The organism is Neobacillus sp. NPDC093182 (assembly GCF_044754045.1).
The window spans coordinates 604,317-618,131 of the sequence record NZ_JBIVOI010000001.1 but is presented as its reverse complement, the minus strand read 5'-3'; the positions used below and the strand labels follow the sequence as shown (position 1 = coordinate 618,131).

At 40.0% G+C, this 13,815-nt stretch carries 15 protein-coding genes and 1 other annotated feature; of the genes, 10 read left to right on the top strand and 5 right to left on the bottom strand.

The features are described 5' to 3' along the window. Positions 1-18: 18 nt before the first annotated feature. From speD to ACIQAA_RS03295, 3 genes are all read right to left on the bottom strand, one after another. On the bottom strand, positions 19-399 hold the full coding sequence (gene speD / locus ACIQAA_RS03305) for an adenosylmethionine decarboxylase (protein WP_402614923.1): 381 nt from the start codon (positions 397-399) through the stop codon (positions 19-21). A gap of 152 nt (positions 400-551) precedes the next feature. Then, on the bottom strand, positions 552-2,321 hold the full coding sequence (locus ACIQAA_RS03300; RefSeq protein ID WP_402614920.1) for a spermine/spermidine synthase domain-containing protein: 1,770 nt from the start codon (positions 2,319-2,321) through the stop codon (positions 552-554). Positions 2,322-2,601: 280 nt separating this feature from the next. Beyond that, positions 2,602-3,570 (bottom strand): SMP-30/gluconolactonase/LRE family protein, encoded by a 969-nt coding sequence (locus ACIQAA_RS03295; RefSeq protein WP_402614917.1) that lies wholly within the window; start codon positions 3,568-3,570, stop codon positions 2,602-2,604. A gap of 372 nt (positions 3,571-3,942) precedes the next feature. Between ACIQAA_RS03295 and ACIQAA_RS03290 the strand changes: the two genes are divergently transcribed. The 10 genes from ACIQAA_RS03290 (at position 3,943) to pheA (ending at position 11,702) form a co-directional block, all read left to right on the top strand. Beyond that, positions 3,943-4,725: a peptidoglycan DD-metalloendopeptidase family protein gene (locus ACIQAA_RS03290; RefSeq protein WP_402614915.1), complete on the top strand. Its 783-nt coding sequence runs from the start codon at positions 3,943-3,945 to the stop codon at positions 4,723-4,725. Further along, positions 4,718-5,584: a M50 family metallopeptidase gene (locus ACIQAA_RS03285; RefSeq protein ID WP_402614912.1), complete on the top strand. Its 867-nt coding sequence runs from the start codon at positions 4,718-4,720 to the stop codon at positions 5,582-5,584. Before ACIQAA_RS03290 ends, ACIQAA_RS03285 begins: the two co-directional genes overlap by 8 nt. A gap of 44 nt (positions 5,585-5,628) precedes the next feature. Further along, positions 5,629-7,089, top strand: a complete 1,461-nt coding sequence (locus ACIQAA_RS03280; RefSeq protein ID WP_402614909.1) for an Rne/Rng family ribonuclease — start codon at positions 5,629-5,631, stop codon at positions 7,087-7,089. 48 nt (positions 7,090-7,137) lie between these two features. Continuing rightward, positions 7,138-7,219: a sequence feature (ribosomal protein L21 leader region), on the top strand. Positions 7,220-7,231: 12 nt separating this feature from the next. Next, a complete protein-coding gene (gene rplU, locus ACIQAA_RS03275; RefSeq protein ID WP_402614906.1) occupies positions 7,232-7,540 on the top strand; it encodes a 50S ribosomal protein L21 in 309 nt (102 codons plus the stop codon). A gap of 15 nt (positions 7,541-7,555) precedes the next feature. Continuing rightward, a complete protein-coding gene (locus ACIQAA_RS03270) occupies positions 7,556-7,885 on the top strand; it encodes a ribosomal-processing cysteine protease Prp (protein WP_402614903.1) in 330 nt (109 codons plus the stop codon). 12 nt (positions 7,886-7,897) lie between these two features. Continuing rightward, a complete protein-coding gene (gene rpmA / locus ACIQAA_RS03265; RefSeq protein WP_034674968.1) occupies positions 7,898-8,191 on the top strand; it encodes a 50S ribosomal protein L27 in 294 nt (97 codons plus the stop codon). A gap of 213 nt (positions 8,192-8,404) precedes the next feature. After that, a complete protein-coding gene (locus tag ACIQAA_RS03260; RefSeq protein WP_402614899.1) occupies positions 8,405-8,935 on the top strand; it encodes a Spo0B C-terminal domain-containing protein in 531 nt (176 codons plus the stop codon). Positions 8,936-8,978: 43 nt separating this feature from the next. Beyond that, positions 8,979-10,268: a GTPase ObgE gene (obgE, locus tag ACIQAA_RS03255; RefSeq protein WP_402614896.1), complete on the top strand. Its 1,290-nt coding sequence runs from the start codon at positions 8,979-8,981 to the stop codon at positions 10,266-10,268. 88 nt (positions 10,269-10,356) lie between these two features. Further along, a complete protein-coding gene (locus ACIQAA_RS03250; protein ID WP_402614893.1) occupies positions 10,357-10,812 on the top strand; it encodes an ACT domain-containing protein in 456 nt (151 codons plus the stop codon). Positions 10,813-10,856: 44 nt separating this feature from the next. Further along, on the top strand, positions 10,857-11,702 hold the full coding sequence (gene pheA, locus ACIQAA_RS03245; RefSeq protein WP_402614891.1) for a prephenate dehydratase: 846 nt from the start codon (positions 10,857-10,859) through the stop codon (positions 11,700-11,702). Positions 11,703-11,996: 294 nt separating this feature from the next. On the opposite strand, the gene ACIQAA_RS03240 is transcribed toward pheA, so the two are convergent. Both ACIQAA_RS03240 and ACIQAA_RS03235 read right to left on the bottom strand, forming a co-directional pair. Continuing rightward, positions 11,997-12,536 carry a transcription repressor NadR gene (locus ACIQAA_RS03240; protein WP_402614888.1) on the bottom strand — a complete coding sequence of 180 codons (540 nt, stop codon included), beginning with the start codon at positions 12,534-12,536 and terminating at the stop codon, positions 11,997-11,999. 39 nt (positions 12,537-12,575) lie between these two features. Then, positions 12,576-13,706: an IscS subfamily cysteine desulfurase gene (locus ACIQAA_RS03235; protein ID WP_402614885.1), complete on the bottom strand. Its 1,131-nt coding sequence runs from the start codon at positions 13,704-13,706 to the stop codon at positions 12,576-12,578. Positions 13,707-13,815: the final 109 nt, after the last annotated feature.

Below are 13,815 nucleotides of genomic sequence, written 5' to 3'. Positions count from 1 at the left end.
TTGGTTAAACAGGCAACTTCAATCGCCTAATTCTTCACATTTAATCAATTGAGGATATGAAACGCCTCTGGAAATGGAATATACCATTGCTCGTTTTGAAGATAATTTTTTAATAAGATATTCTACTTGAGGTGTAAGTTCCAGCGTTCCGCACGTATAAAAATCCAGGGATACATACCTTTCTTCTGGCCATGTATGAATCGATAAATGTGAAGTGGATAAAACTAGTACCCCTGTTACACCTTGTGGTTCAAATTGGTGGAAGTAAGAGTATAAAATCTCCATATTTGCATCAAGAGCAGCCTTTTTACACATTTCTTCTAAAAACTTAATGTCATTTAAATGGGCAGAATCGCACTCAAATGCGTCAATGATAATATGCTTTCCTTCTTTGGTCAAAGTCTCATCATTCCCCTCGGTTTTCCTTTGTATGTTATCGTATGGGATTCAGTAAAAATAAATTGTACGGTTGTCCATGTTTTCGCTAAATTATACTTAAAAAGGGGCTCTACTCATTGAGCAGCTAAATTGAGTAGAGCCTTTTTGGTTGGTTATCTTCGAAGCTCTTGTTTATAAATTTCATGTAATTTTAGGTTCGACAAGGTATTCATTTGTGAATTTTCCTGAACTGACCGGAATTTGGACGGAAAGACAAATAATGTTGACAGGTCTTTAGGGAGTGTTTGATGAGGAACTACTACTTTTCTATTAGATAAATGAAGTGGCTTTTTTGACGCCATGTGAAATCCCCAATCACCGAATGAAGGAACTTCGGTATGGTAACTCCTAACATGCATTCCAGTCCCTTTTAGTGATAACCCAATGCTCCAGTAAACAAATGGTGCATACTCAGGCGAATGAGATTGACATACTAGAATGCCATCCTCCGTTAGAAGATTTGATAATTTGCTAAAGAATTCTACCGTATACAATCGGCTCAAAATTTCATCGCCTGGGTCTGGCAAGTCCACAATGATGACATCATACGGGGCAGTTTGTTCTTTTTGGAATACCTGGATATCTTTTTGATGAACGGAAACCCGCTTATCATGGAGTGCTCGTTGGTTTAGGGACGCTACCTTTGGTATATTACCAGCCATGTGAATCATTAATGGGTCGAGGTCCACTAAGTCAATATGCTGCACATCAGAGTATTTAAGAACTTCACGAATGGCAAACCCATCCCCGCCGCCAGCTATCAGAATACGTTCCCGTTTTTGTACCATGGAAAGGGCCGGATGAACAAGAGCCTCGTGATAGATTTGTTCATCTAAAGAACTAAATTGAAGCTGTTTGTCTAGATATAGACGTACATCATTGGTCTCTATAATTTTTACTTGATTCCCTTTAGTTCCTCCTTCATAAAGTAACCGATGCGGATTGGAGAGTAGATGACGAAGTTCTTTCAAGTCTTCCGGTTCTTGGATGTCCTTTGAACTTGCTGAAAAAAGTTTGTGGAGGTGTAACGTTTTGATTGAGTTAACTCTTGCTTGTTTCCTAACAGATCTCACCCGTTGCGAAAACGTAAACCATGATTTTAAATCTTCAGGAAGTGTACGATTTTGTATATTTTCTCTCCATTTTAACTGTTTCTTCGTAGCAAGATGAAATCCGCAGTCTCCAAACCAAGGAACATTAACATGATAGTTGAGAGTATATAGGGAAGTACTCTGTAAAGTTTTTTCAATACTCCAGAATGCCACCGGATTGTCTTCAGATGACGCAGACTGGATAACCAATATACCGCAATCAGTTAAGAGGTTGGACAATATTTTAAAGAATTCTTTTGTGTATAGTTTGCTAGCTTCCTTCGTTTCCGGATCTGGAAGATTGGCAATTATTACATCGAAGGGCTGCTGTTTAGTTAAAAGGAAATCATTTATGGTGCCATGGGCAAAATGAACGCGATTATCAAAAAAAGAACCCTCGTTCAATTCGGAAACTTGCGGTGTTTTCTGGGCAGCTATAAGGGCTGCGGGAGAAAGGGATACTTGACTAACCTCGCATACACTCGAATATTTGAGGACTTCTCGCAGTGCGAATCCGCATTCATCCCCGATAATCAAAACACGTTCATGCTGGTCTGATAAAACAAAAGCCGGATGGACTAGTGCTTCATGATAGATCCGTTCATCTAAGCTATTCCATACTAGTTGATCATTCTGGTACAATCGTATATTCTTTGTTTCTAGCAAGAGCACGTCCTGGTACGGACTCTTACCCTCAAAAAGAATTTTGTGAGGACCTTGTAATAATTGCTGTAATTCAATTAAATCGTAAACATCCCCACGAAAAGAATCATGTTTGTCACTGGTAGACAAAATTATTCACCTCTGTTTATTTAACTTACAGCCATTATATGGATAAGCCATAAAAATGTGCGACTTATCCACAAATAACATGGAAGTTTCAATAGAGGTTAATGCACACTTTTATGTTACGGGACGTTGCTATTTAAAACAATTTATCTCAACTTTTTGGGGATAACCGCAGGTAAAAAGCGTGTTCACACAAAAAAAAGGCTGCCACAAATTTGAATTTTGCGACAGCCTTAGAAATTCCGAGAAATATATCGTAGGGATAACGATTACCTGCCTAGGTCTATTGTAAACCGTAAGGCAGCAAACCTTCCTTTTTAACCTTTATACGCCAAACCTCATTTTTCGATGACTCGGTAACATACAGATAGCCATTATGAAAAGTCAGGTTAGTAGTAAATGTTCCCGCAACTTCAGGTAGGCGAATCGTACCGTACTTAAATCCACTTGCATCAATTATGACAATTTCACCAGCTTGGAAATGTGCTACATAAAGATTACCCTCTTTATCCACGGCTAATCCATCTGGACCAATCCCGCCTTCAAACTGAGCGAAAGCAAATGCTATTTCCCGCTGATCTTTTGCATGCTTTGATGGGACGGAGATAATTCGATTGGTGCCAAACTCCGAGATATAAACACGCTGTCCGTCAGCTGAAATGGCTATACCGTTTGGATAAGCAATACCTTCCTGAAAAAGCTGCGCCTCGGAACTATTTGGCGGCAGATAGAAGACACGGCCCGTTGGCTTTGTTGCGCTTGAACCCATTGGCTCTGTAAAGTAAACTCCTCCTGCGTCATCAAATACCAGGTCATTAAGTCCTCTTAAAGGAGAGCCGCTGTATGAATTAACAATGGACGTACGCTCTCCAGTTTTGGTGTTATAAGCATATAGTTCTCCCGTGAGGTCAGTGATAAAAAGGCGTCCGTCATTATGAAACTTTGCCCCTACAGGAATTTTATATTTTTCACCTACAATTGAAACCTTATCGCCCTCGACCTTCATGATTTCCCCAGTGGCCGGACTGACCATCCATATTTGGCCATTGCGATCAAAATTAATCCCTTCCATAAAGCCGCTTCCGGTGGCTACCTTTTCCCATTTGCTAGTGGGATGGACAATTTCAGAAATGGTGTGTCTATCTTTTGTGGGAACAGGCTTTGAAGGATATAAGGATTTTGCACCAGTCATTGTTACAGTTACAAGGGAGACGATTATTAATAGTGTTAGTGTTACGATTCTTTTTCTCATTTTTAAAAATTCCTCCTTTATCACTTGTTTTGCTTTCAAGTTTTGTGGATTACTAATTTCTTTAAAAATCATACGTAACTTAATAATCATTGAAAGCGCTATCTAAACATAAACTTAGCATTCTAATAATGGTATAACAACGTTAAAAACTATCGAAATTTTTACAAAAAGTAGTAACATTTTTATAGTATCTAGCGAATGTATTTTGTTAAATACATAGTTATGCTATGGTCAAATGTAGGGTGAAAAGTGCTGTTTGAAAAAAGTTAATAGCATAAAACCAAAATCTTCTTAAAAATATCAGAGTAGTCATACTCTTAAGGACAACCTCATAGACTTGTACAAAAAGGTCTCTAAAGGTTGGTGGGTATAATGCGGTCTACTCCTGAAGAAATACGGCGACGAATCGCAAAGCGGAAAAGGGAACAAGGGTCATCAGCAAAAGGTCCAGAACGTGAAATTACTTGGCCGGGGGATGATGAAAATGGATATAACCATTATTCCTCATACGAAGCAGGCAAGGATGATGGTATTCATCCTTTATTTAAGAAGGAAGTTTTCATCTTTAAAATTTTGGCATCAGCTCTGTTGTTCCTTGTCATTGCCATTATGTTCCGAGAAAACACTGCAACATTTGCTCCTGCAAAGGATTTTGTGTTGAAAACCATGGAGCAGGATTTTAAATTTGCGACAGTATCAAAATGGTACGAAGACCAATTCGGTAAGCCATTAGCTCTTCTGCCGTTTACAGATGAAGAAAAAGGCGGCGAGAAGAACGTAGTAGAGAAGAACCATGATATACCTGTATTTTCAGGGAAAGTCCTCGAAAACTTCGAGAAAAATGGACAGGGGATTATGATTGAAACAGCAAATGGTGCTGCCGTTGAAGCGATGAAAGAAGGAAATGTTATGTTTGCTGGTGTTAAGGAAGACACGGGTAAAACCGTCATTATCCAGCACGCCGATCAAACGCAATCTACCTACGGTAATCTCGAAGAAATAAAGGTTAGTTTATATGAATTTATTGAAACGGAAACGGTCGTAGGCACAGCCTCAGAATCAACGGGTGAAGACAAAACGAAGGGTAAGTATTATTTTTCTATCAAAAAAGGCGATGATTTCATCGACCCGATACAGGTGATTCGCTTTGAATAAAGCCATATATTTATTACAACAGGTCTATATCCATCCTTTGTTATGGATTGTCATCGCCATATCGATCGCTACAGCGCATTTCCTCGAGCTATGCCTTTTAATCGGCATCATTTTTGTACATGAAATGGGGCATGCTGCTGCGGCTTCTTTTTTTTCATGGAGAATCAAAAAAATCACTCTCCTTCCCTTTGGAGGGGTAGCTGAAATGGAAGAGCATGGGAACCGGCCGTTAAAGGAAGAGGCCATTGTTGTTCTCGCTGGACCGATTCAGCACATTTGGATGGTGGCAATAGCCTTTGCGCTATTCTCCTTTGAGGTTATTCCTGAAGATATGTTTCAATTATTTTTTCACTACAATGCTATGATTTTTATCTTTAATCTGTTTCCAGTCTGGCCGCTTGACGGTGGAAAGTTGATATTCATGTTTCTTTCCTTAAAAAAATCATTTCCGATTGCACACCGTTTAACATTAATCATCTCTTTTTTTAGCATTGCGATCTTTTCATTTCTTACGCTTATATCTGCACCAGAGCAATTAAATGTCTGGATTATCGTTGGTTTCTTACTCTTTTCTCTTTACCACGAATGGAAACAGCGACGCTATATTTTTATGAGATTCCTGCTCGAGCGCTACTATGGTAAAAAAAGCGACCTTCAAGCCCTAAAACCAATCCAGGCGAACGAGCAGGACCTGCTGATCGACGTCTTAGAAAAATTCCAACGCGGCTGTAAGCATCCGATTATTGTTGAGAGTGATGGCAAAGAAAAAGGGATGCTGGATGAAAATGAACTCCTGCATGCTTATTTTACTGAAAAAAGGTTAACAGATAAAATCAGCGACCTTCTCTTTTCTTACTAAAAGGTTATAATATAGTCAATTAGTAAAAAAGTGAGGATGTTAGATTGGAAAAGTTAATTGTTAATGCAAATTCTAGGGAAAAGAGATTTGCTTTCGTTCGAAATGATACAGTTGAAGAGATAATTTTTGACCGGCCAGAGCAGAGATCTTTGGTCGGTAATATTTATTATGGGACCGTAACGAAGGTTTTGCCTGGTATGAATGCGGCGTTTATCGATATTGGCGAAGAGAAAAATGCCTATCTCCATCGTGATGTACTTGCTTCATATGTTTTATCACCGGAACGGAGTATCGAAAAAGAGAAGAAAGGTGTATCATCCTTCGTTCATCAGGGAGAAAAGTTATTGGTACAAGTTGATAAGGATGCGACAGGCGTTAAAGGTGCTAGAGTGACGGGGATCATTGAGATATCTGGAGACAACCTTATATATATGCCTCAAGGGCGCTATGTGGCAGTCTCTAAAAAAATTGTTGATGAAAAGGACGCTCTCCGAAGTTTTGGTATGAAACTGAAAAGTGAAGAAGAAGGCCTAATTTTTCGGACATCCAGTACCTCAGCCACTCAAGAGGAAATGGAGCATGAACTGAGCACCTTACGAACTCAGTATGCAGAACTAATGGTGAAAGCTGCGTCTTTTAAAAAGCCAGGGATTCTATATCAAAAAGATACCTTTACCGAATTGGTACTTGAGTCTGTCATGAATATGTCATTAGGTGAAGTTTTTGTTGATGACCTCTCCCTAAAACAGCAAATACAATCGAGAAACCCTAATTTAAATGTTACCTATTATAATGGGAAAGAAAATATCTTCACCGTTCATCGAATTGAGCATGAAATTGCTAAAGCACTAAAGCGAATCGTCTGGCTCGACAATGGTGCCTATTTGATATTTGATGAAACAGAGGCTTTAACCATCATTGACGTTAATACCGGGAAATTCTCCGGTAAAAATGACTATCAGGATACAGTGGTGAAAACCAATTCCCTGGCTGCGATTGAGATTGCCCATCAGCTGAAATTGCGCGATATAGGCGGTATAGTCCTGATTGATTTTATCGATATGAAAAATGAAAAGGACAAGCGTTACATACAAGAAACGATTGAAAAAGAATTCCAAAAGGATAAAACGAGAACCAAAATCATTGGTTTTACTGCACTTGGTATTCTGCAGTTAACAAGGAAGAAAACAAAGGTATCTCTTTCAGAAGCGCTTCAAGTCAAATGTCCTGTTTGCAATGGTACTGGGAAAATAGTAAGTGCAGAGACAATCGCATTCCGATTGGAGCGGGAGTTGTTAGAACACCAAAATTCAGATTCTGAGGCGGTATTAGTTGAAACAACACAGGCTGTGAATGATGAACTTGCTCCGCATCTTGGTATGTTAGAAGAATGGCTGAAATTCAAAGTATATTTTTCGATTCGGCCATCTGCTCATCATTACTATGTGATAAAACAATTCGGGAATCATGACGAGATAGAGCAAAAAGCTGGAGAATCCTATTGACACTTTCGCCTATAACATGATAAACTTTTCAATGTTATGTTTGTAGCACCCGTGCTACAACCGCACATCACAGGTATTAAGTCTAATGCGCTAAGCATAGCGCCTGTATATGGCGAGTCTGAGTTTATAAGGAGGTGCAAGTATGTACGCAATTATCGAAACAGGTGGTAAGCAATTGAAAGTAGAAGCTGGTCAAGCTATCTACATTGAAAAGCTTAACGCTGAAACAGGCGAAACAGTTACATTTGATAAGGTTTTATTCGTTGGCGGAGATAACGTGAAAGTAGGAAGCCCATTAGTTGAAGGCGCTACTGTTACGGCTAAAGTTGAAAAACAAGGCCGCGCTAAGAAAATCATCGTTTTCAAATACAAAGCGAAGAAAAACAACCGTAAGAAGCAAGGTCATCGTCAGCCATACACTAAAGTTGTTATTGAAGCGATCAACGCATAAGGTGTTGGGCATTAGATGATTGACATTACAATTAACCGTAATGAGTCAAATTCTATCCAATCGTTTATAATTAGTGGTCATGCTTTTTTTGCTAAACGGGGCAAGGATATCGTCTGTGCAGGCGCATCCGCTGTAGCCGTTGGGGCAATCAATGCGGTACATGCCTTAACCGGTGTTACCCCTGAGATTGAACAAGGAGATGGCTTTCTCCGCTGTGTTGTTCCAGAGAAACTTTCGGATGGCACTCATGAGAAGGTTCAGATTCTTCTAGAAGGAATGATTATTTCATTACAAACGATTGAAGAAGAATATGGACAGCATATAAAAATTACCTTCAAAAAGTAGGAGGTGGAATACATGTTATTAAAATTAGATCTTCAGTTGTTTGCATCTAAAAAGGGAGTAGGTTCTACAAAGAACGGACGTGACTCTATCGCAAAGCGTCTTGGCGCTAAGCGTGCAGATGGTCAATTCGTAACTGGTGGTTCAATCCTTTACCGTCAACGCGGTACAAAGATTTACCCAGGTGAAAACGTAGGACGTGGCGGTGACGACACTCTATTTGCGAAAATCGACGGCGTTGTAAAATTTGAACGTTTAGGTCGTGACCGTAAAAAAGTGAGCGTTTATCCAACAGCTCAAGAAGCGTAAGCTTTCAGTGAAAACTCTAACCTGATTGGTTAGGGTTTTCTTTTTGAAATAATAAGGAAAAAATATCCAATAAAAACTCCAATTTGACCTCCCGAAAATAGCCTCATAATACCTCAATTGGAAAACATTCGCGCAAAAGTGCTTACTCATGTGAACTTTTTTGATATACTAACAGAAAATAGTTTTTTCGACACTTAAGCTAGGAGTGCGATTATGGAAAAAGAATGGGATATCGTTGAAGTGCTGCGGCACTCACGGCATGATTGGCTGAATAGGCTGCAGTTAATCAAAGGGAACTTGGATTTAAATAGAATTGACCGGGCGAAAGCATACATAAATGAAATTGTCATTGAAGCACAGCATGAATCGAAGCTGTCGAACTTTCATTTGCCAATGTTTGCCTCCTTGCTTTTGAAATCAAATTGGGAGAATCATTTATTTCAGCTTGAATATGAGGTTCTTAACGATTTAGAGGCAGTAAAAATAAATGATGACATTTTGTCGACTTGGACAAAATCCTTCTTTATTTGCTTGGATCAGGCGATTGAGGCCTTTCAGGAAAATCATTTATCAATAACAATTCAACCGCAATCAGATGGAGTTCGTTTCTTTTTTGATTTTAGCGGAATAATAATAAAAAAAGAACTGATTGAACAATTCCTGAACTTCTCTGAAATGGAAGTTACTGTAAGGGAATTCTCAGAGAACGAACTCGGGTTAGAAGTCTTTATGTCAGTGATGTAGGCTTTTATTTCGTTCGTTTATCAGTCAAATCAGGAGGATTCACATGTTTGTCGATCAAACGAAGATTTACGTAAAAGGCGGAGACGGCGGTAATGGAATGGTCGCTTTTCGTCGTGAAAAATATGTTCCAATGGGCGGACCTGCTGGCGGAGACGGCGGTAAGGGTGCCGATGTAGTTTTTGAAGTAAATGAGGGCTTGCGTACGTTAATGGATTTCCGTTATCAACGCCATTGGAAAGCCCCGCGTGGTGAGCATGGCATGTCCAAAAATCAGCACGGGAAAAACGCTAAAGATATGATTGTTAAGGTACCGCCAGGCACAGTAGTGATGGATGCAGAAACAAAAGAAGTCATTGCCGATCTTGTTGAAAATGGTCAGCGTGCAGTCATTGCCAAGGGAGGACGTGGCGGAAGAGGAAATTCCCGTTTTGCGACCCCTTCAAATCCTGCGCCAGAGCTTGCCGAAAATGGTGAACCAGGTCAAGAGCGCGACGTTATTCTTGAGTTAAAGCTGCTTGCTGATGTTGGACTAGTTGGCTTCCCGAGCGTTGGAAAATCAACTTTATTATCGGTCGTTTCTTCCGCAAAACCAAAGATTGCTGAATACCATTTTACAACAATCGTGCCAAACCTTGGGATGGTTGAAACAGAGGACAATAGAAGTTTTGTTATGGCCGATCTTCCAGGATTAATTGAAGGTGCGAGTGAAGGTGTAGGACTGGGGCATCAATTTTTACGTCATATTGAACGGACAAGGGTTATCGTTCATGTAATCGATATGGCTGCGATGGAAGGACGCGATCCGTATGAGGATTACCTGACCATCAATAAAGAGCTGGAAGAGTATAATCTCCGCTTAACCGAGCGTCCGCAAATTATTGTTGCCAATAAAATGGACATGCCGGAAGCAGAGGGAAATTTACAGAAATTTAAGGAACGCCTTGAAGAGGATTTCCGGATATTCCCAATTTCTGCTTTATCTAGAAAAGGCTTAAGAGAGTTATTATATGCAATCGCCGATAAAATCGAGCAGACTCCAGAATTTCCTCTCGATCATGAAGAAGAAGAAACGGGTGTTAATCGCGTTCTTTACAAACATGAGGCAGATCCTGAAGCCTTCTATATTACAAGAGAACCGGACGGCTCATTTGTGATTCAAGGGGAAAAGGTTGAAAAATTATTTAAGATGACCAATTTCCAAACGGAAGAATCTGTTCGTCGTTTTGCCAGACAGCTTCGTGGTTTAGGTGTGGACGAGGCTTTACGACAAAAAGGTGCAAAAGATGGGGATACCGTTAAATTATTAGACTTCGAATTTGAATTTGTTGAGTAGGGTACAAAGGGGACTTTGAGAAATCAAGCTTGGCGCCCCAATGCGTAGTTCGGGCGCTTAAGCTTTTTCTAATCAGGTGGGGATAAAGATGAAAAATGAAAAATTTGATAAAAAATTTTACTTAATAAGAGAAGACGTCTTGCCTGAAGCGATGAAAAAAACACTCGATGTAAAGGAAATGCTTGAAAGGGGTAAGGCTGAGTCTATTTGGGATGCGGTGCAGCAAGTAGACTTAAGCAGAAGTGCCTATTATAAATATAGGGACACGGTATTTCCATTTTCCACGATTGTAAAGGAACGATTAGTTACACTCTTTTTTCATCTTGAAGATCGTTCAGGCACTTTGTCTAAGCTTCTTAGTGTAGTTGCTTCTTCTGGCTGCAATGTGTTGACCATTCATCAAACGATTCCATTGCAAGGAAGGGCAAACGTTACACTTTCGTTGAATACCACCGAGATTTCTACAGATATAGATGAACTGCTTGCAGAACTACGTAAACTTGAATTCGTAGAAAAAGTTGAAGTGCTTGGAACAGGCGCATAATGGATTTTTTACAGCAGAGAGATTTTTGTTAGGGAGTGTGTGAAATGAAAGTTGGTTTTTTAGGACCAAAGGCAACCTTTACCGAATTAGCGGTGAAAAAGGTTTTTCCTGGATTTGAGCTTGAACCATATCGGACCATTCCTGAATCCATGGATGCGGTTGTCAGTGAAAAAGTGGAACTAGCCGTTGTTCCTGTTGAAAATACCCTTGAAGGTACAGTAAATATTACATTGGATTACTTAACTCATGTCGTTCAATTGCCGATTGTCGGGGAAATTACCATTCCTATTAAACAGCATTTGATGGTCCACCCGGATAATCAAGAAAATTGGCAGGATGTTAATAAGGTGTACAGTCATTCCCACGCCATTGCTCAATGCCATAAGTTCTTACATAATCAGTTTCATGGGATTCCTTATGAAAGTGTCAGCTCAACTGCTGCGGCTGCAAAGATGGTGATGGACCACCCAGACCAGCGTATTGCTGCCATTGCTAATGAACTGGCCGCTGAAGAATATGGATTATCTATTGTTCAACGCGACATTCATGATTTTGATCATAACCATACCCGCTTTTTTGTTCTATCAGAAAAGGGGATTAATTTTGAGGAGTTTAGCGGTTCTTCTCATTATAAAACAACGCTAATGGTCACACTTCCGACGGATAAAGCTGGAACGCTTCATATGGTACTGTCTGCCTTTGCATGGCGAAAAATTAACCTGTCAAAAATCGAATCAAGACCAATGAAAACAGGAATTGGCAATTATTTCTTTATTATTGATTTAGAAATGAAGCTTGATGAAGTATTGATTCCAGGCGCAATGGCCGAGCTCGAAGCACTTGGATGCGGAGTTACAGTGCTAGGAAGCTACCCTTCGAAAATGGTTTAATTCAAACAAAAGTACCGGGCATTTGCTCGGTACTTTTTTGTACTGTACGGGCACAATGGAACCGTGATTGTTCCCGTAAATGGTGAGTTGATGAAATAAGGGAACAATACTCTGGTTATTGTTCCCGTAAATGGTGAGTTGATGAAATAAGGGAACAATTCCCTCGGGTATTGTTCCCATAAATGCGAAGTCGATGAAATAAGGACATTATCCTTCGCGTGATTTTTCGTAAAACTAAAAAAACCTCCTATGTAAGAATTTCCAACAGAAATTTTACATAGGAGGGAGAATGCCTTATGCCTCAATCAAAAACCCAGCTTCCTTCAACGCAGCCTCTGCTTTGTCTAAAGTTTGAACGCTAGACGCTGCAATTGTATGCAGATGAATGCCTCCAGTTAATTCAGATAACAACGATGCCTTAGTATTAAGGATGTTATCCATGAATTGTTTTACCTCGTGGCGATTCGATACCATAACGGAGGCCGTTAAGTCACCGTAAACCGCATGTTCTATTTTAACATCCTTTACCAATACACCATGGTCAACGAGTAAATTTAGCTCCTTTACCGTTTCATCTGGTGAGTGTCTGCAGGCAATCGTCCGCTCGAATGTGGGTGCGCCAGTGTTTTGTTTAAAATATAAATAACCTTGACTTGTTGCGATGATCGGCTCTTCTTTTGCTTTAAGGAGTGTGATATCTCCAACAATCACCTGTCTGCTTACGTTTGTTCGTGCTGCTAATTCGCTTCCTGTAAGCGGTACAGGGCTGTCTTTTAGCAGCTGCAGGATGAGAGCTCTCCTTTCATCGCCAAGAATTTTTTTCTGTTCAGCCATACGTACCTCCTCGTTGTTCAACCCTATTTTACCATAATTCTATAGTTTAAATTTCTTTACGATATCTACAATAGTTTCCCCAAGCTTTTCTACATCTTCCCTCTTCGTTGTCTTCCCAAAAGAAATACGGATAAATTCTTTTGCCTGTTGAGGGCTTAATCCTAATGCCTGTGTCACTTTTGCTGGTGCTTGCATGCCAATTTGACAGGCACTGCCGGTTGAAATCGCAAACCCATACCGATTACATTCGAGCATCATCCATTGACCTTCAATCCCAGAAATCCTCAGTCCAATGATAGAAGGTAACTGAGAGTTAGGAGCAGCTTGATAAATATGAACAAATTCCTTTATAGGATCAAGCGTCTCGATTAAAGTGGCACGAAGCTCTAAGAATCTATTGTGGCTTTGTACAAGTTGTTCGTTTAATTTTTGAGCAGCTGCAGTCATAGAAGCTATCGCAGGGACATTCACCGTTCCCGGTCTAAAACCTCTTTCATGAGATCCTCCTGGAAAAAAGGCTCTCCAAGAAATTGCTGGATCTACATAAACCCCGCCAACCCCTTTAGGGCCATATATTTTATGACCAGAGAAGGAGAAGCTGCTGACAAGCGGGGTAATCCTTTTCAAATCGATTTTTCCAAAAGATTGAACAAAATCACTGTGAAAATGAATGTCATGCACTCTGCAAATATGAGCTATCTCTTCAATTGGCTGAATCGTACCTATTTCAGAATTAACATGCTGCACAATCACTAAAATCGTTTCAGGAGTAATAGCACGCTCCAATTCTTCAATGTCAATGAGACCTGAAGAATTAAGGGGTAAATAAGTAATGCTATAGCCTTCTAAACGGCTGAGAACACCATGGATGGAAGAATGCTCAGCCATCCCAGCTATGATGTGCTTCCCAGTTTTTTTAGGAGCCGACAACAATGCCTCAATCGCTAAAAAGTTCCCCTCCGAACCACCGCTTGTAAAGTACAATCCTTTTTTATTAACTCCCAAAAGACTAGCCAGCTCTTCACGGCAGTTTTCTAACAAGTCCTGTGACTGCCCGCCAAAATCATGGAGGGAGCTTGAGTTTCCAAAGAACTCAGTTGAAGCCTGCACAAACACCTCTGCTGCTTCAGAATCTAATGGAGTAGTCGCCGCAAAATCAAAATATATCATTAGTAATCTCCAATATTATTATTTTTTTGGAACATGGTGCTCTTTAAAAAAACTCTTGTAAATAGTTTAATTCTATGTAAATATAGATGTCAAGACACCTGTTAATCCA